Source organism: Psychrobacter sp. CAL346-MNA-CIBAN-0220, assembly GCF_040309805.1.
GTDB lineage: Bacteria > Pseudomonadota > Gammaproteobacteria > Pseudomonadales > Moraxellaceae > Psychrobacter.
The window spans coordinates 1-229 of the sequence record NZ_JBEOPF010000815.1 but is presented as its reverse complement, the minus strand read 5'-3'; the positions used below and the strand labels follow the sequence as shown (position 1 = coordinate 229).

The 229-nt window shown below is 39.7% G+C and carries 1 pseudogene; it reads right to left on the bottom strand.

Annotated elements, in window-relative coordinates:
- A pseudogene (locus AAEY88_RS15780) lies at positions 1–229 on the bottom strand (arginine decarboxylase); the annotation flags it as partial.

The window sequence follows — 229 nt, the reverse complement described above, 5'->3', positions numbered from 1 at the left end:
CAACAATACCATCAGAGTCACAGGTAATATCTAACATTACCGCACGGCGCTCTGGTGCTTTATCTAAACCCGATAAAGGCAACACAGGGAACACTTGATCAATACCCCATGCATCAGGTAATGACTGGAATAATGAGAAGTTAACGAAAAACTTGTCTGCTAATTTTTCATTCAATTCGTCAATCACGGGACGGTGATAACGATTATTGTTACTTAATAATCCCTTCAC